Source organism: Pirellulales bacterium (assembly GCA_036267355.1).
GTDB lineage: Bacteria > Planctomycetota > Planctomycetia > Pirellulales > DATAWG01 > DATAWG01.
Map to the genome: position 1 here is coordinate 21352 of DATAWG010000111.1, position 26645 is coordinate 47996.

Consider the following 26645-nt stretch of genomic DNA (forward strand, 5'->3'; position numbering starts at 1 on the left):
CAACGGAGCGCACCCTCGCTTACGCTTCGGGCTAGTGTTTCGTAGCGTGTTTCGAAGTCGTGGCACTCTGAATAATCCGGGCTAACGCATGCCGACTCAGGGCAGTGGGGATGTTTCCGTGATGCAATGGACCTACCCAGGACGATTCCTAGCGCCACACTAGCCCGACGCGTTAGCGAGGCCGCCCCGCAACGGAGCGCACCCTCGCTTACGCTTCGGGCTAGTGTTTCATAGCGTGTTTCGAAGGCTTGGCACTCTGAATAATCCGGGCTAACGCATGCCGACTCAGGGCAGTGGGGATGTTTCCGTGATGCAATGGACCTACCCCGGACGATTCCTAGCGCCACACTAGCCCGACGCGTTAGCGAGGCCGCCCCGCAACGGAGCGCACCCTCGCTTACGCTTCGGGCTAGTGTTTCGTAGCCTGTTTCGAAGGCTTGGCACGCATGCCCACTCAGGGCAGTGGGCACGGCAGCCAGTGGCGACAATTCCTCCGACGACGAGCCGACATTGTTGGTCGGCCTCGCGTCTCTGGCAAGGGGAAATACGTGGTGGAACTTAACACGTTCCTAATGGAGTCGCGGCGCCAGCAGCCGCGTATCTGAATGATGAATCGCTGGCACTGGAAACTCAGGCGTCAATCTACCCGCGAGAAGCGAGCTGGAGATCATGCTCGACCATCACTTCGACCAGCCGGCGAAAATCGCACCGCGGAGCCCAACCGAGTTGGGCCTTTGCCTTGCGGTAATCGCCCTGCAGCAAATAAACCTCGGCCGGGCGATAGAATTCGGGCCGCGAAACGACATGGTCACGATAATCCAAGCCGACGATGCGAAACGCCAATTCGCAAAACTCGCGCACCGAATGAGTGCTTCCCGTGGCGACCACGTAGTCGTCCGGGGTGCCCTGTTGCAGCATCTGGTGAATCGCCAGCACGTAGTCTTGCGCGTGTCCCCAATCGCGCTTGGCTTCAAGATTGCCCAGCGGCAATTCGTGGATAAGCCCCAGCTTGATGCGGGCGGCGTAGGAACTGATTTTGCGCGTAACGAATTCGAATCCGCGCCGCGGCGACTCGTGGTTGAACAGAATGCCGGATGCCACGAACATGCCGTAGGCATCGCGATAATTGCGGGCCAAATGAAAGCCCGTGACCTTCGAAACGCCATAGGGCGAGCGCGGAGCGAACGGCGTTTGCTCGTTCTGCGGTGTTTGCATCGGATTGCCGAACATTTCGCTTGAACCGGCGAAATAGACTTTGCACTGCGGCGCGCATTGGCGAACCGATTCCAAAACGAAATGTGTGCCGTCAATGTTCGCCCGAAACGTCGAAAAGGCGTCTTCGAATGAATAGCCTACGAAGCTCTGGGCCGCGAGATGATAGAGCTCATCCGGCCGAATTTTCGAGATCACCGTATACAGGCTCGGAAAGCTTTCCAAGCTGGCGGCATGAAGCTGTAAGCGATCGACGATGCCCAGGATCCGCGATAAGCGGTGCGACGGATCTTCCAAGGCGACGCGGCGGACCAGACCATGAACTTCGTAGCCCCGCTCGAGCAACAATTCGGCCAAATACGAACCATCTTGGCCCGTGATGCCGGTAATCAAAGCGCGCTTCATTCGTCAATCTCTTGCGGGGTCCGGGCAGAATATGCCTCCAGTTTAGCGTCGGCGGTAGACCGACGCACGGGGGGCGGGAGCGTCCTAGCAGCCTGTTGAAACAGGGATCGGCACCCCGCGGCGACGCACGATTGCTGGGCGGCGACGATGGCGGCCGTCAGCCGTAACCAGCGTAGCAGGTACACTCCGTGTGCCGTCTGCCCTGCACCATGCGCAGCGCACCGCGTAGCGCTGACGGCACACGGAGTGCGCCTGCTACGATCGGGGCCGTTCGGTGTCCTGCCCACTGCCCGGAGTGGGCATGTGCGTCGATAAGAAAACATGCCCACGCAGAGCCGTGGGCATGGCACCCCGCGCACGTTTTCTCGCCAGCAGAGCCACGATGACGACGCCTGCGGCAATGGCCAAGAGCAAGCCCGACGGCTCGGGCACCGCCCCCGGGCGAACGGCGGTCGCAGCGCCGAACGCGTTTGTCATGTCGTTGGGCGAGCCAATTTCTTCGTCTGAATCTTCGGCCATCGAAACGGAACTGAGTAAGCTGACGCTCGATTCGCTCGCCGTAGATAAAATTGATGAATCGGCCGGCCAATCGGATGCCGGAATCGCTGCCAAGACCCGCTCGTCAACCAAGCTCGCGTTGAAGCCAGGGTCGGCGGCTGCCAATCGCTCGATGGCAGCGATGCGCGATGCCAACATCTTGCCCGTCGCGGCCGTGATCGCGCCGCCGGCAATCGCGTTTTGGATCGCCATCAGCGGAGCGCTATCCGCGGCGGAAATCGAATCGCCCGCTTCGCCGGAGGCGACCATCGCGGCACTGGCAGTTGCACCGGCAGTAGTGATTCCGGCGGCAGTAATTCCGGCGGTAGTGACATCGTTTGAGCCGGCGCCCGACGGAGCGATTGTGACGGTCGATCCCGCGTTGATCGTTAGCGAGTTTTGCAGAATCTGGCCGGCCGTCAGTTGGGCGGCCGAAGAGCCGTCGCCCACGATCGTGTCGCCGCTATACGTGGTGGGACCCGACGAAGAAGCCATGCCGCTGATTGAGCCGACGACTTGATTCGTGCCGGTCACCAGAAACCCGCCGCGGTTGGCGGTCGAGCCGTTGTTGACGATATTCGCGGTTCCGCCGCCAGAAAGTGCCGCATACGAGCCGGCCAATTGCAGTGTGGCGGCGCTCGCCACGGTGACAACCACATTCGCCCCGATCGTGCCAGGGCCGTCGGCCGGATTGAAACGCAATGTGCCGCCCCCGACATTGACGACGCTATTATCGCCGAGCGACGGCGCGGCATCCATTTCCAAGGTGCCCGAGCCTTGCAACGAAAAACTGCCGGAATTGCCGGCGGTGCCGGCGGCGATGGTGAGCGCGGCGCCGAAGGTCGTGGTCGCGGTTTGATTGACGGTGAGCGAAGAGCCGGCCGCGATATTGAGCGCCCCGGTCGAATCCAAGCCATTGATTGTGCCCGATAAATTGCCGACCGATTGATTGCCGTTGATATTCACTATCGCCGAATCGAAAGCGGCCACGGACGCGATGGTGAGCGGGCTGGTGGACGAGCCGAGCGTGCCGGTCGCCGTGACGTTGAGCGTTCCTTGATTGACCGTGGTGCCGCCGGTGTAGGAGTTCGGTCCGGAAAGAATCCAGTTGCAGGTGCCGCCGTTTTCGACGATCGCCAGCGAACTGGCCAAGCCGTTGGAGATGGCGCCGGAGATCGTGTTGTTGCCGGTGTTGTCGCCGCCGAGTGTGAGGACGGTATTTCCGGCCGCGCCGCCGGTGATGCTGCCGCCGAAGCTGAGCGTGGCCGAAGAAGTCAAGGAGTCGTTGCTAAACGTGTAGAGCGCGCTGGCTCCTTCGACCACCAAGGGAGCGTTGACGACCTGTGGATTCGCCACGGTCGACGTCACTTGGATCGAGCCGCCACCTGTGAGCAGCAAGGCGTTGCCATTGGTGGTGCCGAGCGTCAGCGCGCCGACGTTCAGCTCGAAGAGGATGGTTTGCACGTTGCGGCCAATGTCGACTAGGGGACTGGTGCTGCCCGAAGAAAACACCACGGTGTCGTTACTGGTCGTTCCGGCGGTGCTGCCCGGCACGATGCCGTTTTCCCAAATGCTTGCATTGGCCCAGGTGGAATTGGCCGGGCCACTCCAAGATGACGTGTTGCCCAAGACCACATTGCCGGAAGCCGTGGCGGCGTAAAAGATCGACAGGGTCGCCGCGTCCTGCACGGTGTCGGGCGCGTTGTCGCCGAAATCACCGAGATTCGGATCCGCGACCGCGAAAATATCGACCAATGGCGGCGTCACGATTGTCGCGCCGTTGCCGAGCGTCAAGGTCACGTCGAAAGCGAAACCGTATTCGCCGTAGGTCTGGGTCGAGCCGGGAGCCAAATAGAGCTCCTTTACTATTTCGTGCGGGTCATCCATCGACGTTTGAAAGCCGGCGGCAAATGGCGTCGAGCCACCGATGCTCACATATCCGGGCGAAGCGCCGACATAGTTTGGACCGGTGAACGTGGAGTAGTCGGCATCGTACATCTGAATAGAAGTGCCGCTGGATGCGACGACCGCTCCCGAAGCGGTCGATCCGGCGCTGCCGTCCGAGAAGTACAGGGGGCTTATGATGTTGAACGTTGCGGTGAGGTAATCTGCGGGCGGCACCCCGCCTGGCCCTGCCCCCAGATAGGCGAAACCATGCGCGACCGAGTAGTAAGCGCTCCCCGTCAGGTTAGTCGACGAAGTTCCGTTGAAATCTGCGAGGAACAGGGTGTTCAAATCTGTGCTCGTTCCGCCACCGACCGTGCCGCCGTTGTCAAGCTGCGGTTCGTCCGACGCGACGGTCACGCCGGTCCACGTCGAGTTGAGTTCGATGTCGAATCCGTGTCCGAGTACGACGCCGGGCGCGGTTAGAAAAACGGCGGCAAATAGGGCGAGTTGCAATGTTTTCATGGTGCCACCCTGGGTTCCTGGCCCGCAATGCCGGCCACGACGCATGCCGCGGAGCAGCGACGCAAACCGGCGCCGGCGATATCGAGAAACGTTGGGCCGGGGCGGCAAGGTCGCGCCCCAGCCCACAACCGTACAATGCAAACCGACGACGCCCGCCAGGCGGCTAGCGCGCTCGGCCGCGGGACAACACGCGGGCGGCCGATCCTCTTCGCCACGCCACGAACGCAAATGCGACAAAACCAATCCCGCCGAGCAGGAATGTTGACGGCTCGGGCACTGCTTGCGCGGAGGCCATGGCCGCGTTGAAAATCTGAGACGTCGCGAAATCCTGCTGCTGGTAGGGCGCGTCGTCGCCATAGTCGCCCAAATCGGGATCGGTCAGCCCGAACACATCGACCATCGGCGGCGTGGTCAGCGTGACCGTTCCTCCGCCATACGGCGGCGGCACGTTCAGCGTGTACGTCACGTCGAACGCATAGCCGTACTCGCCGTATGTCTGCGAATCGCCTGCGATGTAAAGTTCCTTCAACAGTTCGTGGTAAATCGAGCCGCTCACCGCAAAACCGGGGACGAACGAACTGTTGCCCGTGATCACCGCAAGCCCTGACTCGCCCGCGGGCGGCGGCGATTCCGAAGAGGGGCCGGCGAGCGGCGCCGTAGGAGTTTCGCCAGCATAAGTCGGGTCCGGGTTGACCGAGAATTCGAGATACGTGCCGTTGGAGGCCGGAACCGCCGCGCTCCCGTTGCCGTCGGCGAAATACAGTGGGCTGAGAAGATTGAACATGGCCGACTGAATTCCATACGCGCCGATGTTGGAGTTGTACGGGTTCGATTCGAGCGCAACAAATCCTTCCACCGTTCCGTAGTAGTTTGCGCCGCCGTTCCCGACCGTTGGTGTGCTGTCGAAGGCATCGGTAAAGATATTCCAATTGCTCGGAGCGGGAGTCGCGTTCGGTGGGCCCCCCTGACCCGCGGGCGGATAGTAGTTGTCGAGGTCGGGCTGCTCCGACAAAAGCCCGAGCGCGGTTGGCGGCGTCGCATACGCGTTTTGGTAGACAGCGAATCCGTGGCCCCCGGCGGTCGTTGCGGCGAGAAGCGTCGCCGCAGCCGAAAGCATGGAGAATAGATTCCGTTTTGATAATCGCATCAGTATTCTCGTGAGTTTATGAATCCTCGCGGCGGCTCACCGTCATTGCCGCTCATTGCCGCGTGGGCCGGGCGAAATTCTGGTTCTTGCCTTTGATGACGTAATTAATGTCCTGTTGCACCCAGGTGCTGAACGTGTTGATCGACACCGTCTCGGCATGGCCATCCGCGAACAGATAATTCGCGCAATCGACGTGCTGCGTCGGATTGATCTCCGCGGTGATGACAGGCCAAACGTTGCCGTTGGCGATGTCGCCGGGTGCAAACCAGGTCGCAGTGTGAACGTGGTCGTCCAAAACGGTTCGCCCCGTGTCGGCTCCTTCGAATAGGACAATCAGCTTCGGTTTATCGGCAATCCAATTGACGTTGAGAACGGAATAACCGTCCGGCGCCGCTTCCGCCACGTACTGGTTGATTACGTAGCTGCTGCTGCAGATTCCATTCGCGTTGGCCAGCACACGCTGCGGGCCCATCGGATCCTCCGGGCAAAGACGAATGTCGTCGCTCGATTCCATATAGGGCTTGAGCGTGACAACCCACGACGAGGTCGTGCCTTGATCGTAGGTCCAGGGAAACGCTCCGTGGTTTTCGTTGGTGAATTGCAGCATCGCCAATCCGATCTGATGCAGATTGCTCAAACACAGCGCGCGCCGCGCCGCGCTTCGAGCCGCCTGCACCGCCGGCAGCAGCAGGGCAAGCAAAATGCCGATGATTCCGATCACCACCAGCAACTCGATGAGCGTAAACCCACGGCGCGGCAATCGAACACCGCATTCACTGGCTGCCATGCCCACGGCTTTGCGTGGGCAGGGCGCCGGCGGACCGTTCATCTGCCCACTCAGGGGAATGGGCACGGCATCCTGCATTTCATCCGGCGCAGCGGCTCCGCTTGCCGTCATCAAGGCATCCATTGCAATTCTCCAAAGTGAACCACTTGGGCTGCGCGAAATCTCCGCGCAGCCAATCAATGCGGTATTGGTTAGGCGATAGGCAGTGGGGTGCCATCCCAACGGCCTTGGGTGGGCGTGTTCCCCAAGCGGGCACATCGCATGCCCACTCAGGACAGTGGGCATCGCACCCGGTGAACCGGCGGCATCCGAAGCCCAGCAAGATCGGCCGGCGTTGTTCCAGGCGCGGCCATTAAGCCGTACCTCAAGCCTTCAGCCTCAAGACTGCAGCCTTGCTCAGCCTCTGAGATATGCCGCTGCCGAGCGTTCCGGCGGCGGCACGGGCGGAGAGAAACGGATCGATTCGAACGACTGTCTGCAAATACAGACATTGGCGAGCGGCAGGAATTCGTATCGCCGAACGGCCAGCACAATGGCCGGCAATGCTTGCGCCAAAATACTGAGCACGCTCTGTCCGTGGCAGCCAAGGGCCATCAGAAAAATCACCGATTTGCCGTCCGGCGGCGGCAGCGATTCTGCGGACGGCTTCTGCGGCGCCGCGGGCGCGGCCGAGATCGCCCGCTGGCAGTTGCCACAGCAGCAAGAGCAGCAATGTTTCTTGCCGCGCAGCGCGTCGTGGAGTGCCGAATTCGCGGCATCCGCCCGCGCTTCCTCGGCCGCGGCTTCGCGCACGAATGCCGGCGGTTCGATGCCATGGGCCTCGGCCCAAGCCAGTTTTTCCCGCATCGAAAAACAACAGCAAGAATGCCAACATTGATCGGCATTCGTGCAACCGCACGGCCTGTCCATGCATGGAAACGGCTTGCTGAGATCTTTCTTCACCGTCGCGGCCGACACTGGCAGCGGCAACCCGCTCGCCACGACAAACTGATTAATCACCAGCAGCGCAGCAACAAACCCGCGCCGAGCGCGCCGACCGATCGCCAGTCTGCGTGGCCAAAGCCGCATCGCGTACCAAGCCTTTCGCTACGGAATCGAGAGCGGGCATTTTAGTTCGCCCAGTTTGCCCCGTCAACGAAACGCGGCGGGCGACTCTGCGGATCGCTCAGCAGTAGGATCGCGACCGTTGGCCGCGATCGCTTACGACACGCGCATGTGCAGGTGGCCCTTGCGCACTATTTAGCCCGCGATTATTGTCCCGCGTGCAGCGCCGCCGCATCCGGCGCGATGGTGCGCACCACGCGCAGTCCGACGTAATAATTCGCCGTCGATGCGCGGTAACGATTTCTTGCGGCGCTGCGGACGATCGGCGCGCGGTTCAAAAAAGAGCCGCCGCGCAGCACTCGACGGTCGGCTTCCGTGTCCTGGATTACTAGTTCGCTCTGTTCCACGTCTTCGGCCGCCGTGCTTCGCGGCAGCTCGGGATACGGCAGGTATCGGTCTTCGCACCACTCCCAAACATCGCCATGGATGTCGAACAAACCGAAATCGTTCGGCTTCAATCGGCCGAGCTGCCAGGCGTGTTCGCCGAGGTCGCCTTCGGCCGAGTTGTGAAATGACCAAGCATAGTTATCGAGCATGTCGCGCGATTCGCCGAAATAGCGGCTCGTCTCGGCCCTGGCCCGGCAGGCGTATTCCCATTCCGCCTCGGTCGGCAGACGATAGCCGGTGCGCGACAAATAATCTTTCGGAAGCTGCATTCCCTCTTTGATCTCGGCCAGCGGCGGGTAACACCATTGGGCCAATGGAATGTTTTCCTGCTGGCTCAACCATTGGCAATAGCGCACCGCGTCGAACCAGGTGACGCTCACGATCGGCCCGTCGGTCGCTGAACTGTATTTGATCGGATAGGAAAACTTCGGCTGAAATTGCTGAAACTGGGCGACCGACACCTTTTTCATCGCCATGGCAAATGAGCGCGGAATATGCACTCGGTGCATTGTCTCTTCTTGCTTGTAGCGATCAGTTTCGGTGTTGGGCGAGCCCATCATGAATTCGACGGGGCCGGAAATGATCGCCATCGTGTAGCCGTGGTCGGTCGTGTACCAACCGCGGCTGCCGGCGGAACGCAAGGCCGGATCGCCGTCGATGCGGCGCGCGTCGTCGTCGTAGCCCCAATGACGCAGCGTCCAAGCGGCGGCGGAATGAATGCCCGCATCGGCATCTTCGGCATACAAGCCGCGCAGCGTTTCCAATAGATGGTTCCACGCGTCGGGCTGAAATTGTTTCGATTTGAATTCGCCGAGACAGAGAACGAGCGCCCGCCGCGCGGAAACATCACTCTCCGCCGCCAGACGATCGATGAGCGGCTCGGGCGCGGCCCCCAGTTGGCTCAGAAGATGAATCAGATCGGTCCGCAGCCGCGGATCAGGCAAATGGCGGAACAACGGCCAAACAAGCTCCGGCTGATTGAGTCGCAAAAGCGTGGCGGCCGCCATCGCTTGCTCTTGCGCCAATCGCTCGGTTGTCGCGTCGGGCACGGCCGGCAAATGCCACACCGCGGCGAGCGTCGGCTCACGGTCGATTCCGCCGCGAACGACTGCCGTCGCCGCGACGGGTCGCCAAGCGCCAGCCGCCAACTGCTGGCAGGTTTTCAATTCTGCGTCCGGCCGCAGCCCGAAAACGTCTTGCGAGATGAATTTCGGCGATTCATGCCACACGGCTGCGAAATGCAACGAATTGGTGGTTCTTGGGACTGGGCCGGCACCATTCGTTGTTGAAGCGTTGCCCGCCGTTAAATCAACCGCGGCGACCGACAGCCTTACGTCGTCTTGCACCCGGCTCGGCGATTGCTTGCTGTCGTACCAAATCCGATCGCGGCCGCAATCGTAAACCAGCGATTCGCGATCGACGGTTTTTCGCGGCTTCAGCCACACCGCGCAATAGAGCGGCGGCTGGCTGTCGGCGGCGAAGTTTGGCGTGCAATCGAGCGTGTGCGGAATATAGCCGGCTTGCTCCCGGCTGGTCCGCAGTTGCTTGAAAGCGGCCGCGCCGGCGATGCCCACATCGAGTTGTGCATCGAGCAGTTCCGGCGATGGGCGCGACCACAGCGCGGCGTAGCGCGCTTCCGTCCGGCCGCCCGTCGTTTGCGCTGCCGGATAGCACGCGACATCGAGCGGCCAAAAACCGCTCTGCCGCTGCTTCCCATCCTGCGATTTGAGTTCGTCGAAGGTGAGGTCTTGCGCCGCCCGCCAATCGCCGCCGTCGCGCAGCCAAACGGTTGCGACGAACGCCGTCGCGCCGGCCGCATATGGCCGGAAGCAGATCGGCCGATAACCGCATGTGCGCAAAGATTCCGCGAGCGCCGCAAAATTGTCGAGCGGCAGCGTGTGGCAGATCGCGAATCGATCGGCCAAAATCCCTTGGTTATCGGTAAGCTGCTTCGCGGTCGCGGCATCGGGCGCTTTCCAGGCGGGATTCAGCGGCTGGTCTTTCCAATCCGGATGCGTCGTCTCCGCCAGCTCGGCGGTCATCAATTGCACAATCCGCGCGCGATTCTTGCTAAGCAGCGGAAACAGGCCGAGATACTGCTGCGGATTGGCGGCCACGACAAGCCGGGCCAGCGTGTCGGGATCGTCGGCCGCATAGTCGGAGAGCAGCGCGATGGCCAAATCACGCTGGCCGCTTGGGCGGCTTGGATCGGCGAAAATGGCGGCGAGCGGCGGCACGAGCGAGGCTTGCACCGGCCGCAGCATCTCTTGCCATTGCCCCACCAACAACACATTTTCGGCCACCAAGTCACCGGCCGCGCGCGTGGCAATTTCCGTCCAGCGAGAATTTCGCGGGTCGAAATCGGCCAGCGCGCAAACGATTCGCAATAGCTCTCCACGAGGTTTCTGTTCGCCGCCGGCCCTAGCGGTGGAATCTGGCGAATTGGTCGTCGAGCCCGAGGCTGCGACAGTGGCGAGCATCGCCCAAAGCTTCGGTGCCAATTCTTTCGCCGACGGTTCCAAGACCGTGCGGATGATCCGCAATTGGGTCGGCGTGGCGGCGAGCATGCGTTGCAACAGGTAATCGACCTGACTCGGATCGTGCGGCAGCAGCGCGAGCGACAGGTTCAGCTTTTCTTCCGTTCCCTCGGCCGCAGCCGCAAACTGTGTTCGCAATATCGGCGCGGCCAGGGTCCAATGCCGCTGGATTTCGGCGACGAGCGGCGGCACGGTTTCCGGTTCGGCAGACACGAGCGTTTGCACGAGCGACGCCGCCTCCTGCTCGCGAATCTGCACGAGCGACCACACGCCGATGGCCAACAGCGCAATGATCGACAGGACAATCGCGCCGACGAGTTCCTTGCGCTTGCGTGCCCAACGCACGGCTCGCTCGACGAATCCGGCCGGCCGGATCGGCAGCGGCTTGCCATCGAGATAAAGCTGCAAGTATTCGGCCATCAGTGCCGCCGATTGAATGCGATCGGCCACGCGGCGCTCGGTGGCCCGGGCCACGATTGCCTCTAGATCACGATCGAGGCTCGGGTCGATCGAGCGCAGCGCCGGCACATCTTCTTCGTGGATGCGATAGGCGAGCTGCGCTTCGTCTTCCGCGTCGCCGAAAAGCCGTTCGCGGGTGAGCAGCTCCCACATCGTGGCCCCCAGGCCGCGAATATCGGCGGTCGGGCCGACTTTGAGCGTGGCGGCCGCCAATTGCTCCGGCGCGGCGTAACGCAATGTCCCCAGAAATCCGCCCGCACGACTGATCGAAGCCGAGATGCTTTCCCCCTTGGCCAGGCCGAAATCCATGAGCACGACGCGCGAACTGTCGGGTGTGAGCACGAGGTTGGCCGGCTTCACATCGCGGTGCATGATCCCCTGCTCATGAACCGCCTGCACTGCCAGCGCCGCATCGCGCATTACCGTGGCCACCTGCCGAACATATCCGCCCGGTCGATCGTCGGCCACGGCCTCGTCGGTTAGCGGCGGAAGCAACTGCTTCGTCGCCGGTCGCTCGGCCTTGTCGCGCCGTTTGCGGCTCGCGGCCAACACCGAGCGGGCCCAGGTGAGATTGCTCAGCGAATCGGCCGAACCGTGCCGATGCGGCCCCGCAAGCTCGCGCCAGATCATTTCCAAATCGCTGCCGGAAACGTACTCCATCGTGTAGTACATCTGGCCGTCGGGCAGCGTGCCGCTGGAAAACACCTTGATGATGTTCGGATGCTCGCACCGCGCAAGATGACGAATCTCGCGTCTAAATCGCATGAGCGCCACTTCGTCGCCGGCCAATTCGGCAGGCAGAATTTTTAGCGCCACCAATTGTCCCAGCGACATCTGCCGCGCGAGATACACCACGCCCATTCCACCGCGGCCAATCTCGGCGAGGATTTCGAAATCGCTTTGCGGCAATTGTTGCGCCGCAGCCGCCGCGCCGTCGGCCGCTTCGCCGGCCGCGGCGCCGGCAAGCGATTCGGCGGCCAGCCGATCGAGATCGGCTTCATCGATTGCGCGGCTGGTCACCCGGCCCAGCAATTGGGCCAAGGCATCGACCATCGAGCGATCGCGCTCCGTGCGGCCGGTCGTATAGCTCAGATATTCGACTTGCCGGCCGTTGCGATCGCGATTCAGAAACAGCACCTCTTCGTTCAGATCGGTCTCGCGATACTGTAAGAGCGGATCGAGCCGCAACGGCATCGGTCGTCCGGGCCAGACTAGCGAAACCTTTCCCGGCAGCAGCGAAACCGCGGCGGCAGAATCGAAGCGGAGTGGTTCGAGCCGTTCGCTTTCGAGACCGACGAGCTCGCGCAGCTCGACCTGCGTTTGCCCATCGGCCAGCGCGCGAATGTCGCTGATGAACACCAGCCGGCTGCCGCGCGGGCCCGCCCAATCGAACACATCGGGGGCCAGCAGATCATTCAGGGCCGGAAACAAAAGCGGCCCCATCTGCTGATCGTAGAACGAATCGAACCGCGCCGCTCCATGCCCGAACACACCGTTGCGATATTGCACCAGCGCGTCGAACAGTTCCAGCAATGTGCAACTGTGGTCGCCTGCCGGCTGGCCGTCCGGGCCGTTTTTGATCCGCCGAAACAGGGCCACGATGCCGGCACGATCGCGATGCGGCGTGGTCAGTTGGCTCCACAAATGGCCGAGGGGGTGCGCTCGGGCATCGGTCCGCGAGCCGAATTCACGGCTCAACTCGCGAAGCATTGCAGTCCATTGTCCGAGCGAGGGCAAGGCCAATTGGGCCAACAATCGATCGATGGCTGGGGCCCTGGAACGTCCGGCATCGATCTCGTGCAAGTAACAGGCGACCGCCGGAGCCGCCGCCAGCTTCACCAGCGCTTCGCAGAGGTAAAACGCATTGTCGTGCCGCGATCGGGCGTCCTTGGCATTGAACGCCCGGCTATAGAGCTGCGCGAGCGGCAGCGGAAGCCGAACCAGATACTCGCGCTGAAACTGCTCAGCCACGCGTGGGATCTCGCACGAAGTTTGTGCCGGGCAACTTTTTAGATAAACGTGGTAATTAAGAGTTTACCCGCCGCGCCGGCCGCGAGCCAATCGGATGGACGAACGGCATCCGACGCGGAACACGCAGCGCGTGCGGTTTGCGACAGGAGCCCGCCGCGCTAGCAAGGGAATCGGGCTAATCTTCCCTTGCTAGCGCTCCACGTTTTTCCGCATCGTCGGGCGGTGTATAATCGCGTTCGAGCAGGGGTAGTCTCGCTATGGAAGAGTTGCCGGCGCGCCCCATTTGGAGCCGTGCGAATGCCGCTTACCTATAAACCGTACAAGCCGCTTGCGTTCAAGAAGTTCGACTACGATTCACACACGCCAAAGACGCCGCCGCGCGAGCCGTCAACGAATGGGCTCATCTTCGGGGCAATGCTGTGGTCCAGCATCACGCTCGTTTTCGACGTCGTCATGATCTGCGGCGCCGTTCACCAAATCCAGGCATTGGGATTCGCGAAGACGGCGGGGCAGGTAACGGAAAGCCGCGTCGAGACCGAACCCGACTCCGACGATGGGACTAGCTATAGCGCGAAGATCGTTTACAAGTATCGTGTTGGCGGGCGGGAGTACGTAGGTGACCGCTACCGTTTCGGAATGAACCTCGGTGATGAGAAGAATGTTCGCCGGCTTGTGGCAGCGCATCCAGTGGACCGGCAAATCAACGTGTTTTACTCGCCGCGCGATCCGGCTACTTCGGTGCTGAAGACTGGGATCGAGGGAATCGACCTTTTCGGACCAATGGCCATGATGCCGTTCAATGTCATCATGGTCGGACTGTGGATGTTGGCGTGCGGAACGTTCTTTCGCCGGCTGCTTCGGATTCCGGCGGCCGGGGCGAAAATCGTCGAGGATGGATATTCGACGCGCGTGCGACTCGCGCCGAAGTCGCCGCTATTCAATGCTGGAGGCGTCGTGGCAATTGTCGCCTTCATCGGGATTTTCGTAGTCGGATTCAGTTGCGGCGCGAATCCGCCGATTCCTTTCATGCTTTGGGCTTGGGGCATCATTTTCGGCGCCGGAGCGCTCGCGTACCTGCTGACTTGGATCAAGGGCACGTCCGACAAGAATCAGTTGGTGATCGACGAGGCCCGCGGCCGGTTGACACTGCCGGCGACATTCGGCCGCACGGAAGCGATCGGGATGCGATTCAAGGATGTCAGCGGAATCGAAGTCGAAGCGCGCGCGAAATCGGATGGCGAGGGGGGCGCAAGCTGGACCTTTTCCCCGACCGTGGTTTTTTCCGAACCGGCGAACCCAACTCGCCGCGAAAAAATCGCCGAGTATTACACTCGGGCGAAAGCCGGGGAACTCGTCGATTGGCTCCGCGAGCGCGTGGGATTGGGTCCGACTCCAGACGCTAACCCGCGTCAGCAGGCATCCGCGACGGAGTCGCGGTTAACGTAGCAGGCACACTCCCGTGTGCCGTCCGCCGCGCTCTGTGCGCGGCGCACAGCGTAGCGCGGACGGCACACGGAGTGTGCCTGCTACGACTCGGCCGGCGCGACCTACTCGCCCGTTTCCACGGTCACGGCCATGACGATCGGGGCCGTCGCGTCGGGGCCTTTCACCAGTTCGATCGTGTCGATCGAATCCTTCCGCTGCGGATAGACCGCGAAATAGCGAATCTGCTGGTCGCGAAGTTTGAAAGCGAATTTCGAGCCCGGCACGTCCACGCGACGAATGTAGTCGGCGAATTGCTCGCCGTTGTAGAGCGGGATGTCTTCCGTTGCCCCGCCCGCATAGTGCAGCCGGACGATCATCGACACGGTGTGCCCACGGCTGGATGGATATCCCCAGCCGCTCACGCCGCTCAAGAAATGGATCGCCTTGGCCGGCGTGCTGCAGGGCAAGCTGACGCTCTTGGGCATCGGGCGGGTCAGTTCGCCGTTCGGACTGTAGAGCATGATCACGTTCGGCGCCGTGCCGCCGCGCGGATCGACCAGATGAAACGGCACGCCGTCGAACGTCTTCGGCTCCCAATCGGGAAAGATCAGCCGCTGCTCGTCGGCATCCTTGCTGTAGAACATGCCGCGAACACTCGTGATCGTCGCCACGCGGCCGATCGGCAGCGGCAGGTATTTGCCTTTCGCCGACAGGAATTCCAAGAGATTCGCCAGGCCATCAGCCCCGAGTTTTTCGAATCCCTCCGGCATCAGCGAGCGCCGCGTGTTCACCAGCGAATCGATGTTCTCGCGCAGCACGACGTGGTGTTTCCCTTCGGCATCGAGCAGATCGACCGTCGTGCGATTGTCGCCCACCAGCAGGCCGGCAAACGTTCGGCCATCTTCGGTCGTGAGGTTGTATTGCTGATAGTTGCCCTCGACCGAGCGGTTCGGGTCCAATACGGCGATTAGAATATCGCTGCGCTTGCGGGCGGCGATGCCGGTGAGATCGGGGGCTATCTTGGCGCCGATATTGCCATGCCGATGGCATTTGGCGCAATTCTGCTCGAAGATGGCTTGGCCCTTCGCGGCGTCGCCGTGGCGGTCGACTTGCGGCATGAATTGATCGACGACTTTCCTGCGATCGGCATTGGGCAGTCGTCCGCCGCGGGCAAAGACCTTTTTTGCCCGCTCGGCAAGCGCCGGATCGGCAAGCTGCGAGAGCTTCTGGGCCTGATCGAGCGAAAGATCGCCGAGCGCGACGCGATCCTTTTCCAATCCTTCGACCAGCGCGGCCGACCATTGCGGACGGCTGAGCAACACGGCCGCTGCCGCCGTCCGGCCGGACTGCGACAATTGATTCCACTGGCCGACAAGCGCGGTGCCGACGGTGGCGGAATTGCTATGTGAAACGGCGTCCAAAAGCCCCGCCACCAGTTCGGGGCTGCTCTTGGGCGTGATTCCGTCGACCAGCGCGGTAGTAGCTTCATCGTCGAGGCCGACGGTGACCAATTGGCCGGCGGCTTCGAGTCGAGCTGCATCCGAAGCGCTCGTGTCGGCAATTGTTGCCAAGAGGGTTTTGCGAATCGCGCCGGCCGCGGCGTCGAATTTATCGCCGGCATGCCAGAGCTTGCCCAGCGCGACGACTTTCATCCGTCCACTCGGCGAAAGGCGGCCCAAAAGTTTTGATAGCCCCTCGATCGAATCCGCGGAAAGCTCCGGCGGCTTGGCGGCCGGCCAACCCGCGAGCAGCCCAGCTACCGTTGCCTCGGCGACGGTCGCATCGCTGCCGCTGAGCGCGCGAAGAATGTCGGCGACGTGTTGGTGGTCCGGGCCGCGGGCAAAATCTTCGGCCACGATGCGGATCGCTTCGGTAAGCCGCGGGGCGAATTTGGCCTCCGGTTTCACTTTGGCCCTGGCGGCCGCGGTCAGAAATGCGATATTCCCTTTTGCCCCAGCGGCCACGACGGCAATCGGAATCCAGCGATCGGCGTAGTTCCGCTCTTCGGAAAACATTTGTATCACTGCCGCTTCGCTTGCGGGTGTGGCGGGCATTTCCGATAGCGCCAGCAGGGCATCTTTGCGCACCAGCGGCTCGGGATCGAACAGCGAACGAGCGGCGAGAATTTTTTCGACCGACCCGGCAGAGTGCGGCAGGCACGCAAGCGCCGATCGCCGCACGCCTGCGGCAGGATGCTGCAGGCCCGCGACAAGCGCCGCATCCCACTCTCCGCGGTCGCCGGCAAACGCGCCTAAGCCTTGCATCGCTCGCAGCGCATGCAACGCGGCGTAGCCCGACCTATCGGGCATTGGAACCGCGGCCCGCGGCGCCGCCGATGTCGGGCCAACTGGAGGCGATGGGCGATGCTGCACGATGTCGGCCAGATTCCGAAGTATGTCTTTCTTGCCGCGCTCCACGAGCAGCCGCTGCGCTTGCAAGCGCCAGAAGAGGTTTTCATTGCCCAAAGCATCAATGAGTGTTTGCGGATTGTCGACGTCGAGCTTCGGGTAGACGGGCGTCTTAAAACCGTCGGCGACGATGCGATAGATCCGGCCGTGGGTCTTGTCGCGAAGCGGCGTGACATAGGCGTGGCCTTCGCCGGTCTTGAAGCCATGCGGCGTGGGGTTGTGTTGCACAACCGGGGTATACCAATCGATGAACCATACGGCCCCGTCGGGCCCGACCTGCGCGGCGATCGGAGCGGTCCAAGCGTCGGTGCTGGCCATAAGGTTGTAGCCGTCGTGGGCAACGAAACCGCTGGCTTGCGGCGCGAGCCAATCGAGGTGGACCAAGTGGCCGGTCGGCTCGCACACGAGCGCCGCCCGATCGCAGTAATCGGCGGGAAACGCGTGCGCGGTGAGCAATTCGCAACCGGCGGCGGCCGTATAGCCGCCGAAATTGTCGACCTGCCGCACGTCGTCGGTCACCGGGTGAAACAGCTTGTGGTCTTCGATGCCGACGACCGCCGGACCATTCCAGCCGCGAACCGCTTCGTAGTAGCGATTCGGCATGGCGAGAAAGACGGAATGTTCGTTGTTGGCGGTCGAACCGAAGATATCGCCCGCCGGGCCGATGCCCAGGCCCCAAGTGTTGTTGCTCGTCTGGCCGAGCGACTCGAACTCGGAGCCATCCGGCCGGAAGCGGAAGAAGCCTTGGCGGAAGCGATGTTCGACGCCGCCGGCCTTTACCGTGCCGCCGTCGTAGCCGTCGGAGCCATAGATCCAGTTGTCGAGCCCGTAGTGCAAATTCGAAACGCAACCATGCGTATCGCCACGATTGAATCCGCTGACGACGGCGCGTCGCACCACGCTTCTTCCCTCTCCCCGTTTGGGAGAGGGGCTGGGGGCGAGGGCCGCCGCGCTCGCGCGGCTATCCTTCAACAATAAAATATCCGCTCCAACCGCCACCATCGCTCCGCCGCCGATCGGCAAAACGCTCGTCGGAATGTTCAGGTTGTCGGCGAAGAGCTTGAATTGGTGGTCGGCGGGATTTGGCGATTGAGTGTCGCTGCAAACGAGGATCTTATCGCCCCCTTCGCGATCCGGATGTTCGTGGATCGTGTTCGGATAATCGGTGCTTTCGGCGATCCACAGCCGGCCGCGCTCGTCGAACGACATCGCGATCGGCTTGACGATCTCCGGCTCGGCAGCAAACAGTTCGACATGAAACCCTTCGGGCAGATGCATGTGAGCGATCGAGTCGGCCGGGTTGAGTGGTTTTTGCACTTCGGAAATGCGCTCGCCTTCGTTGCCCGAACCCTTGTTCGGCCGATAGTTCGGCAAGCCGACGGCGGTTTGCTCGTATTCGAGCGGTGGGCTGTTGTCGGTCGCTTGGCCGGCGGCCCAGCGGATTCCGCCGGCCAGAAGTTCGTGATAGCCGGTTTGATTCCAGGTGCGCTCATCGTGGCCCGAGGCGGTGTAGAACACGCGCCCCTTTCCCTGGCGGCGAACCCAGGTCCACGGCTCGTATTGCATGTCGTGCTCCCGAACCATCAGCACCATGCGATCGTCGCTCAATTCATTGTGGACATAGGTTTCGTCCCAGCTTTCGAAACTGTGCACGCCGCGCATCGCAGGATGCTGCGCGTCGATGATTCGGGCGCGGAACACGCCGGTTTGGTGCTTCTCGAACCGCCCGCCAATGAGTGCCGTGTAGCGCTGGCTATTGCGGAAGATGTTTGATGCGCAATGCACGGCCACGAGGCCATGGCCAGCCTCGACGTAGTCGATCATGGCCCGTTCTTCCGCGGGCGGCAGGTCGCCGCTATCGCCGTAGATGGCCAGGCAATCGAAATGGTTCAGCTTGTCGGCGTTGAGGTCGTGGATGTTTTGCGTGAACGTCAGGTCGATGCCCATCGGCCCGAGCGCGGCGGAAATCACCTTGGCGAACACTTCGGGCCGATGATGCCCGGTGCGATCGCCGAGCAAAAGCACATGGATTCGGCCGGCGCCGCTCGCCGCCGGTTCGTGCGCGGCAATCGTCTCGATGGGCGCGAGCGCAAGGAATGCGAAAATCAGGCAACGAAGCGGCGAGCGGATTTGTAATATCATGAATCCCCCTAGATCGAAGCAATCAGAGCATTATCGTACACTGCTCCTTCGGTGGGCACAAATATCCGCTGTCGGTTGCTGCTGTCTGCGACGGTTGGTAGAAATAATGCAGCTCAATTGACGCCCGAATGAAATCATGTCTTAAGGAGCCCTGCGTGCCAAAAGTTGAAATCAACCTCGACGAAGATCCTGCAAACCAGAAGATTTTCATTGCGTTCAAGAAAGTGTCGATGCATCAATTCTGGAAGAAGGCGAAGGGCAGCATCAAGGTCTCGGGCGACGCCGACGACAAGAAGGATGCCAACCAGCTAATCAAGCAGTTCAACCTGGGTCTGGGGAAAGTTCTCGACAAATTTGACAATTGCTTTCCCGATCCGGCCCAAATGAAAAAATATTCCGGCGAACTCGAAAAGATTTTCCGCAACTACGAAAAGAAGGTCGACGAATCCGAGATCGGGGGAAATTTCAAGCGATCGCTCGATATCGCCATCGAACTTTTGGAAAAAGAAATGAATCGACGGCTAGCCTGGGCAAAGAAATACATCAAATGACGATTGCGGGCGGCACGGTCGAAGATCAATGCGCATGGGATATTCGGGGGAAGAATCTCAATGCACACTTTCACGCCGTAGGGAGTTTCTGCGCATGAGCGATCGAGAAGGCGCCGGCAATGAAATCAATGTGGCGATCATTGGCCTGGGATTCGGAGCGGAGTTCATTCCGCTTTATCAGCGGCATCCGCATGCACGGCTCTATGCCATCTGCCAGCGCGACCGGAAAAAACTCGATCAAATCGGCGATGCGTTCAAAGTCGAGCGGCGCTACAGCGACTACCGGCAATTGCTCGCCGACCCGGACGTTCATGCGGTGCATATCAACACGCCCATTCCCGACCACGCCTGGATGAGCATCGCCGCGCTCGAGGCGGGAAAGCACGTGGCATGCACGGTGCCGATGGCCACGTCGGTCGACGATTGCCGGCGGATCGTCGAGCTAAGCCGGCAGACGGGGCTGAAGTATATGATGATGGAAACGACGGTCTACTCGCGCGAGTTTTTCTTCGTACAAGAGATGTACCAGCGGGGCGATCTGGGGCGATTGCAATTCTTGCGCGCATCGCATCAACAGGAAATGGCCGGCTGGCCCGGCTATTGGGAAGGGCTGCCGCCGATGCACTACGCGACGCATTGCGTCGGACCGGTGTTGGCGCTGCCCGACCGCCGAGCGGCGGCCGTTTCTTGCTTCGGCTCCGGCCGGATCGACGAGAATCTGATTCCGAAATACGGTTCGTCCTTCGCCGTCGAAACCTGCCACATCCAATTGCAGGATTCCGATCTGTCCGCGGAGATCACCCGGTCGCTCTTCAACACTGCCCGGCAGTATCGCGAAAGTTTCGATGTTTACGGCTCGAAGCAATCGTTCGAGTGGACCCAGATCGAGCATGAAGACGCGATCGTCTTCAACGGCGAAACGCCGCGGCGCGTGAAGGTGCCCGACTATGGTTCCCGGCTGCCGAAAGATATTCAGCAATACACGACGCGGGGCGTCTACGATTCCGAAGAACACCGGCACTTGTCATTCGTGCAGGGATCGGGGCACGGCGGTTCGCATCCGCACTTGGCCCACGAATTCATCTCGGCGCTCGTCGAAGGGCGCGATCCGCATCCCAATGCGTCCCAATCGGCGAATTGGACCTGCGTCGGAATCCTGGCCCACCAGTCGGCGATGGCCGGCGGCGAGAAAATCCTGTTGCCGGAATTCACGCTGCTATAGTTAGCGTCGTGCGAGCGGGGTTCTCGGCCCTTGCTGCTCTCGCCTGGCCCGCTTGCAATCACGGTGGCGGCAGAGCAAGATTCTGATAGATACAGCGCTGAAAGGCACGGGGCTGACAGCATTGTGGTTCAAGGCGTTCGCGCGGAAGCGCAACAAGCGATATGAAATTCATCGAAATGTCTGGCTCGACGCTGATGACCAAAGTATTGGAACCGCACGAGGCTCCGCCCGAACAGTTGCGTTCCGCAGGGCTAACCGACAAATGCCTCGTGCGGATCAATCAGCAAGGTGATATCGAAGTGCGCCGGCACGACGGCTGGGATGTGATCGGCGGGCTATTGGGCGACTTCGATCATCGCATCAAGAAAGCGACCGGGCTCGATTGGGCATGAGCGAATGCGGCGGTGCGCGGGAGCATTGATCGTAGCGCAAGCCCAGGGAAGGCTGGGAGTGCGGGTCGCAAGCGGATAGCGGCAATGCAGCCTTCCCCGGGCTTCGGGCGATCGCGCGGAGCCCGCTATTCCACTTCGGCGACTTCGACGTCGATGATTAGCCGCTCGTTGGCCGGTGAATAAATCGTGCCGCTGATTGGCGCCGTGTCGCGAAAATGGCGACCCACCGAAACGCGCACGTGGTCGGTGGTCGGTAGCAAGCCGTTGGTCGGATCAAATCCCTTCCATCCGACCCCCGGCAGATACAACTGCAGCCAAGCGTGCGATGCATCCGCGACGGCGCGTTGCGGCCCGGTATTGCCCGTAAAAATATAACCGCAAACATAGCGCGCGGGAATATTCAGCATCCGGGCCATGCAGATCACAAGGTTCGCGAAATCCTGGCAAACACCGCGTTTGCTCTTCAGCACTTCGAAGGGAGTCGTTTCGTTGGTGGTGCTCATCGGCACGTACGTGAATTCGCGAAACATCGTCAGATTGATGTCGAAGAGCGTTTCGAGCAGGTCGTATTTATTGCGCACGACGAAGCTCATGGCGTAGTCGAAAATCTCCCGCAGATGCGCCTCCGGTAGTTCCACCGGCGCGAGATACGGTGCGAGCATCGTGAATTCCCATGGCATCCAGCTCACGGGAAACGTGGGCCGCTTTTCCACCCGCGCGAACGCGAAGGGGTCGACATCCAATAGCTCGACGATCGATTCGGCGACGATCGCGAGTTTCGTGTAAGGCTCGTTGATTTCGAATCGAGTCGCCCAATTGCCGAACACATCTTCGTAGTCGTGCGTCGTTACACCTGGATCGATTTGCAAATTGTGCGAGACCACGGTTTGCCGTCGATCGTGGACTGGCCGAAGCTGGAGCCGATGGACACTACGGTTGACCTCCATGCCATATTCAAAACGGTTTGCGTGCCGCACTTTCAAACGGCGCACTTTCGCTGGTGCCGGCGCGGCCACGGGCGAGGTTGGAGGAGGCGGTTCGAGCATCGTGGCGCCGGCCATCGGAGGAATTCCTTTTTGAACGATTGGATCGTTTTCAGGCGTTTCGATGTTTTGCATCTTTCATACCAAGGCCGTGAAGGGTGCTGAATGGTTGGATTTAGCGGCGACATTTTCCGCGCCTTCGGACGTGACAGGGTGTCCATTGACCTTGGAAAACGGCCGATTGCCCGGCGCGCTGATAGTCATGTGCGCATTGCACGACGTCAAAAGTGCTCATCCAATTCCAAATACAAGTCGCACAGGTTCAAGCGGCGGGGAAGCCCTGCTACATCACCCTCGCCCTCACCTGCCTCCTGCATTTGGCACACCAAGTGCACAACCGAAAGGTGTGAAGCGAGTTTTCGGAGAAGGAGGTCCGCATCATGTCGAAACAAATTGACTTGCAGAATGTCGCGGCCGTGCTCTACGACTATTGGCCCGACGACTACAATCGGGTCCGCAGCGCTCTTGAGGCGATCGTTCATTATGAACCCTGCGAGGACACCGACGAAGCCGATGTCAATTTCCTCTATCACGATGACACTGCGGCTGGGCATGCCGATTAGGCCTTGGAGGGGCGGCCGTTCGAAGCCTGTAAGCGCCGTGGCGGTGAGTTCGGCACCCACCGGTCGGAATAGGCACGGCGTTTGCGTTTTAACGGCTCGACGGCTGAAATATCGCGAATCTCCGCTTGTTTGCTCAGGATTGGGTCCCTGGTTGCCCGATTCGTGGGCATGGGCTGCGCGCACCGGGCCGTTTCGGGTCAAGGTGACTACTCATCGATTCTGAAGGGCTTTTTTCATGCCGATTCGCGTCGCGATCAATCACCAGACCGATTACGAATACGACCGTCTCGTAGGAATTTTCCCGCAGACGATTCGCCTTCGCCCGGCCCCCCATTGCCGCACGCCAATTGTCAGTTATTCGCTCAAGGTGCAGCCGGAACAACACTTTTTCAACTGGCAGCAAGATCCGCACGGGAATTTTCTGGCCCGGTTCGTTTTTCCCGAAAAATCGCGCAAGTTTTCCATCGAAGTCGATCTCGTCGCCGAAATGACGGTGATCAATCCGTTCGACTTTTTTCTAGAACCCGAGGCCGAGAGTTTCCCGTTTCAATACGATCCCGTTCTGGCGGAAGAATTGAAACCGTTTCTCGCCGTTGGCTCCATCGAGCCTCTGCTTGCCGAATTGCTCGCCAGCGTCGATCGCTCGAAAACATCGTCGGTAACGTTCCTGGTGAAGCTGAACAACTTGCTCCATGAGCGGATCAAATATGTGATCCGCATGGACCCTGGCGTGCAGACTTGTGAAGAGACATTGCGGCTTTCGAGCGGATCGTGCCGCGACACGGCTTGGCTGATGGTGCAAACGCTCCGCAGGCTGGGGCTGGCCGCGCGCTTCGTTTCGGGCTATCTGATCCAACTCACGGCCGATATCAAATCACTCGACGGCCCCTCAGGCCCCGCGAGCGACTTCACAGATCTGCACGCTTGGGCGGAAGTCTACCTGCCGGGGGCCGGCTGGATTGGCTTGGATGCGACTTCCGGTCTATGGGCCGGCGAGGGACACATCCCGTTGGCGGCCACGCCCGACCCGGCCAGTGCCGCTCCGGTGACCGGCGCCGTCGAACCATGCGAAGCGAAGTTCCATTTCTCGATGTCGGTTTCGCGAATCCATGAAGATCCGCGTGTCACGAAGCCCTATTCCGAAGACCAGTGGCAGCGAATCGAGTCGCTCGGCCATCGCGTCGACGCTGAATTGGAAGCGGGCGCCGTGCGACTCACGATGGGGGGCGAGCCGACGTTTGTTTCGATCGACGATATGGATGGCCCCGAGTGGAATACGCTCGCCTTGGGCGAAAAAAAGCGGCTCTTGGCCGGCGACCTGCTCATGCGGTTGCGGAAACGTTTTGCCCCAACGGGTCTCTCGCACACCGGGCAGGGAAAATGGTATCCGGGCGAATCACTGCCCCGCTGGGCGCTGGCCTGCTATTGGCGCAAAGATGGTCAGCCGATCTGGCACGATTCCACGCTTTTGGCCGACGATCGCAAGAAGTATGGCCATGGCGATGCCGAAGCGCGCTCGTTCATGGCCGCGCTCGCGGGGCGGCTGGGCGTGCCGGATGTAGCCAGCCCCGGTTATGAGGACGTGTGGCATTATCTATGGAAGGAAGGCCGACTGCCAGTCAATGTCGACCCACTAAAATCGCAACTCGACTCGGCGGAAGAGCGAAAACGGCTGGCGAAGGTTTTCGGGCAGGGGCTCGGGCATGTCGTCGGCTACGCGCTGCCGTTGAGCCCGCAACGCAACCCGGATGGAACAATACGGTGGGAAAGCCGGGAATGGCGATTCCGCGGCGAGCGGATGTATTTGATCCCGGGCGATTCGCCGATGGGACACCGTTTGCCGCTCGATCGCCTCCCTTGGTCGGCCGCCGAGGACCGTGAATTCGCCGAAGCGCTCGATCCGGTCGCGCCGCGGGACCCGCTGCCCGAGCCGGCCGACCTTGCCCGGCAATATCACATCGATCGAGTGCCTGTTCATCCGTCGATCGCCCCTGCGCCTCCACACCTGCGCGCGCCCGTCGGCTCGACGGTTGGCGGCCTTGCGGCCAGCGCGGTTGCGGCAAGCGATGTCGCAGGAGCGGCCAGCGCACTGCGGGCCACGGGCGTCCCCGTAGCCACCTCGTATATGCTCGGCGCCGGCGGGGGCGTTGAATTCGAAGAACGGACAGCAAACGATCGAGCGCCAATACAAAACGGCGCGACGCAGAATGGGCATGAATGGCACGGCGATTCGGCCGCGGCCGCTGCGGAGGCACCGTTGCCGGCGATGGGTGAATCGGCCAAGGGGGTGATTCGCACGGCATTGTGCATCGAAGCGCGCGAGGGCCGGTTGCATCTCTTCATGCCGCCGATCCTCCGGCTTGAAGATTACTTGGCCTTGGTCGCGGCAATCGAAGCGACGGCAAGTGAACTGTCGCTCCCGGTTGTGATCGAAGGCTATCCACCGCCGCATGATTATCGACTTCGCCAGATCAAAGTCACTCCCGATCCGGGCGTCATCGAGGTAAATATCCATCCCTCGCATAGTTGGGACGAATTGGTGAAAAACACCACCGGACTATACGAAGATGCCCGGCAGTCGCGATTAGGCACCGAGAAGTTCATGCTCGACGGCCGCCATACCGGCACGGGCGGCGGCAACCACGTCGTGCTCGGTGGGCCGACGCCGGCCGAGAGTCCGTTTCTGCGCCGGCCCGACGTGCTGCGATCCTTGCTGGCGTATTGGAACAACCATCCGTCGCTATCGTATCTTTTCAGCGGCACGTTTGTCGGGCCGACGAGCCAGGCGCCGCGGATCGACGAGGCCCGGCATGACAGTTTGTACGAACTGGAAATCGCGTTTCAACAGATTCCCGATCGAGGCGGTTGCCCGCCGTGGTTGGTCGACCGCGTGTTCCGCCATTTGCTGACGGATCTGACGGGCAACACGCATCGGGCAGAGTTTTGCATCGACAAATTATTCTCGCCCGACACGTCCACCGGCCGGCTGGGCTTGCTGGAGTTTCGGGCATTTGAAATGCCGCCGCATGCCCGGATGAGCCTGACGCAACAGTTGCTACTGCGCGTATTGATTTCCTGGTTTTGGCGTGTGCCGTATCGGCAAAAGCTGGCACATTGGGGCACCGTGTTGCACGACCGCTACTTGCTGCCGCATTTCGTCGCGCAGAATTTTGCCGACGTGGTCGCCGATTTAAACCGGGCGGGATACCCAATGGACGCCGACTGGTTCGCGCCGCATCTGGAATTCCGCTTTCCCGTTTATGGCGAGGTGGCTTACGCGGGCTTGCGGATGGAGCTGCGTGCGGCGATCGAACCTTGGAATGTGCTCGGCGAAGAGCCGGCCGGCGGCAGTACGGCGCGATTCGTCGATTCATCGGTTGAACGGCTGCAAGTGAAAGTTTGCGCCATGACCGACCCGCGGCATATTGTCACCTGCAACGGGCGCCGCGTGCCGCTGCATCCGACCGGCACGGTGGGCGAATTCGTGGCGGGCGTGCGCTATCGGGCGTGGCAGCCGGCGAACTGCTTGCATCCGAGGATCCCGGTCCACGCGCCCTTGGTGTTCGACATTTTCGACACGTGGAGTGGGCGATCGATCGGCGGTTGCACTTGGCACGTTGCCCACCCCGGCGGGCGAAATTATGAAACGTTCCCCGTGAATGCCAATGAAGCCGAGAGCCGCCGTGTCGCGAGGTTCTTCAAAATGGGCCACACGCCCGGCCCGATGCCTGCGGCGAAGGAAGAGTGCAATTGCGATTTCCCGCTGACGCTCGATCTGCGGAGGAACTAAGTTGCCGCAGAAAAAATTCGGCATCCGGAATTCGCCGGGCCATCCTGAGGCAGTCGTTGTCGTTCCGGAGAACCTGTCTTTTCGCCAATGGCTTCGATTTCATATAACAACATATCTCGCACTTCGTCATCGGCATCTGCCCTCAGCCCATCGC

The 26645-nt window shown here is 61.2% G+C and carries 14 protein-coding genes; 6 read left to right on the top strand and 8 right to left on the bottom strand.

Annotated elements, in window-relative coordinates:
• Nucleotides 1-642: 642 nt before the first annotated feature.
• The 6 genes from VHX65_17670 to VHX65_17695 all read right to left on the bottom strand — a co-directional run bounded on the left by VHX65_17670 (nt 643) and on the right by VHX65_17695 (nt 12955).
• Nucleotides 643-1617 (bottom strand): GDP-mannose 4,6-dehydratase, encoded by a 975-nt coding sequence (locus tag VHX65_17670; GenBank protein HEX4000384.1) that lies wholly within the window; start codon nt 1615-1617, stop codon nt 643-645.
• 255 nt (nt 1618-1872) lie between these two features.
• On the bottom strand, nt 1873-4563 hold the full coding sequence (locus VHX65_17675) for an autotransporter-associated beta strand repeat-containing protein (protein HEX4000385.1): 2691 nt from the start codon (nt 4561-4563) through the stop codon (nt 1873-1875).
• 163 nt (nt 4564-4726) lie between these two features.
• Nucleotides 4727-5710 (bottom strand): PEP-CTERM sorting domain-containing protein, encoded by a 984-nt coding sequence (locus VHX65_17680; protein HEX4000386.1) that lies wholly within the window; start codon nt 5708-5710, stop codon nt 4727-4729.
• Between the two features lie 52 nt (nt 5711-5762).
• Entirely contained in the window at nt 5763-6497 is a 735-nt protein-coding gene (locus tag VHX65_17685; GenBank protein ID HEX4000387.1) for a DUF1559 domain-containing protein, read from the bottom strand.
• Between the two features lie 396 nt (nt 6498-6893).
• Nucleotides 6894-7343 carry a hypothetical protein gene (locus tag VHX65_17690; protein HEX4000388.1) on the bottom strand — a complete coding sequence of 150 codons (450 nt, stop codon included), beginning with the start codon at nt 7341-7343 and terminating at the stop codon, nt 6894-6896.
• A 404-nt stretch (nt 7344-7747) separates the two neighbouring features.
• On the bottom strand, nt 7748-12955 hold the full coding sequence (locus VHX65_17695; protein ID HEX4000389.1) for a bifunctional serine/threonine-protein kinase/formylglycine-generating enzyme family protein: 5208 nt from the start codon (nt 12953-12955) through the stop codon (nt 7748-7750).
• 297 nt (nt 12956-13252) lie between these two features.
• On the opposite strand from VHX65_17695, the gene VHX65_17700 reads away from it, so the two are divergent.
• Nucleotides 13253-14401 (top strand): DUF3592 domain-containing protein, encoded by a 1149-nt coding sequence (locus VHX65_17700; GenBank protein HEX4000390.1) that lies wholly within the window; start codon nt 13253-13255, stop codon nt 14399-14401.
• Between the two features lie 101 nt (nt 14402-14502).
• Here VHX65_17700 and VHX65_17705 read toward each other — a convergent pair whose 3' ends face one another.
• Nucleotides 14503-18930 (bottom strand): PVC-type heme-binding CxxCH protein, encoded by a 4428-nt coding sequence (locus VHX65_17705; GenBank protein ID HEX4000391.1) that lies wholly within the window; start codon nt 18928-18930, stop codon nt 14503-14505.
• A gap of 155 nt (nt 18931-19085) precedes the next feature.
• On the opposite strand from VHX65_17705, the gene VHX65_17710 reads away from it, so the two are divergent.
• From VHX65_17710 to VHX65_17720, 3 genes are all read left to right on the top strand, one after another.
• Nucleotides 19086-19481: a hypothetical protein gene (locus tag VHX65_17710; protein ID HEX4000392.1), complete on the top strand. Its 396-nt coding sequence runs from the start codon at nt 19086-19088 to the stop codon at nt 19479-19481.
• A gap of 94 nt (nt 19482-19575) precedes the next feature.
• Complete coding sequence (locus VHX65_17715; protein HEX4000393.1) at nt 19576-20703, top strand: Gfo/Idh/MocA family oxidoreductase; 1128 nt, start codon at nt 19576-19578, stop codon at nt 20701-20703.
• Nucleotides 20704-20864: 161 nt separating this feature from the next.
• Nucleotides 20865-21095, top strand: a complete 231-nt coding sequence (locus VHX65_17720) for a hypothetical protein (GenBank protein ID HEX4000394.1) — start codon at nt 20865-20867, stop codon at nt 21093-21095.
• Between the two features lie 125 nt (nt 21096-21220).
• Here the strand turns inward: VHX65_17720 and VHX65_17725 are convergent, their stop codons facing one another.
• Nucleotides 21221-22156: a transglutaminase family protein gene (locus VHX65_17725; protein HEX4000395.1), complete on the bottom strand. Its 936-nt coding sequence runs from the start codon at nt 22154-22156 to the stop codon at nt 21221-21223.
• A 362-nt stretch (nt 22157-22518) separates the two neighbouring features.
• On the opposite strand from VHX65_17725, the gene VHX65_17730 reads away from it, so the two are divergent.
• Together VHX65_17730 and VHX65_17735 are read left to right on the top strand one after the other, a co-directional pair.
• Complete coding sequence (locus VHX65_17730; GenBank protein HEX4000396.1) at nt 22519-22701, top strand: hypothetical protein; 183 nt, start codon at nt 22519-22521, stop codon at nt 22699-22701.
• Between the two features lie 235 nt (nt 22702-22936).
• On the top strand, nt 22937-26491 hold the full coding sequence (locus tag VHX65_17735) for a transglutaminase family protein (GenBank protein HEX4000397.1): 3555 nt from the start codon (nt 22937-22939) through the stop codon (nt 26489-26491).
• Nucleotides 26492-26645: the final 154 nt, after the last annotated feature.